Origin of the sequence: Microcoleus sp. Pol11C3 (assembly GCF_036701485.1) — a bacterium.
Lineage (GTDB): Bacteria > Cyanobacteriota > Cyanobacteriia > Cyanobacteriales > Microcoleaceae > Microcoleus.
Map to the genome: position 1 here is coordinate 1 of NZ_JAUBQW010000323.1, position 1,068 is coordinate 1,068.

1 protein-coding gene is annotated in these 1,068 nt (G+C 43.2%); it reads left to right on the plus strand.

What is annotated here, in order from left to right; all coding sequences use genetic code 11:
• Nucleotides 1-76 precede the first annotated feature (76 nt).
• A complete protein-coding gene (locus QUA40_RS28875) occupies nt 77-622 on the plus strand; it encodes an ATP-binding protein (protein ID WP_333132160.1) in 546 nt (181 codons plus the stop codon).
• The last annotated feature ends 446 nt before the right edge of the window (nt 623-1,068 follow it).

Genomic DNA, 1,068 nt, shown 5'->3' on the forward strand with positions numbered 1-1,068 from the left:
TATCCTTGCTCTTCGCTGTGCTTATCTCAACGGTCAACTTTCAATTTGATGTATTTGCCAAAGTGAGATGCACCCGTTGGATGAAGCTAACATAAAGCCTGTTGACATTCACGAGGGGATAAAAAGTAGCCTGATGATTTGGCAGAATCGAATTCATACAAGGGCAGCGCATCCAGAGATTCAAGTCATCGAGGAGTACAGTAATCTCCCTTTAGTGGAATGCTATGCTGGAGAACTCAACCAGGTGTTTATCAACATCCTTTCTAATGCGATTGATGCTTTGAAGGAGTACAATAAACAACGGTCACTAGATGACATCCGCGCTTGCCCGCCCGCCATTACTATTCGCACTTTTCTGCTAGAGGAAAACTCCCGTGTCGTCATTCAAATTCGGGACAATGGGCCGGGAATAACGGCAGAGGTGAAAGACCGTATTTTTGAACCATTTTTTACTACTAAGCCTGTAGGTGAGGGTACTGGTTTGGGTCTTTATATCAGCTACCAAATTGTACTGGAGAAGCATGGGGGCGCATTGAAGTGTTTTTCAGAGGTGGGGCAGGGATCAGAGTTCTGGATTGAAATTCCAATCAGACCAAGGAGGGTTGAACTCGACCTTAGCTAATTAATCGACTTCTATCAAACTCAGAACCTATTCCAGCCATCGGGTTTGCCATTGTAGAAATCAGCCTTTTCATTACTCCTGAAATAATCTATAATATAACTTAAGGTAAGTGGGTAGGCGGGGTTAAACCCAACTACGTAATAGTATGTAAATAGGGCTAAATCACTCACGCTTAGAGGATTTGGATGCTTTACAATCGTTTACATAGTTACCTTTTACAGCCCCTACTTAAGCTGTTGTGCATTTAAATTGTATTTTGAGGGCGGGCCGGATGCCCAACCCCTACTACCCACAAGAGTGAAAATTTATTTGACCCTGCAATTTAAAGGCGGATTAGCTTACTTATATAACTATTACTCGTCGGATCACTTAATTAGGGCTTGCTGAATATATCGATCGCACTTGAGGTAGCCTGGGTTTTGAGCGCGCGATCGAGAATAAAGTGC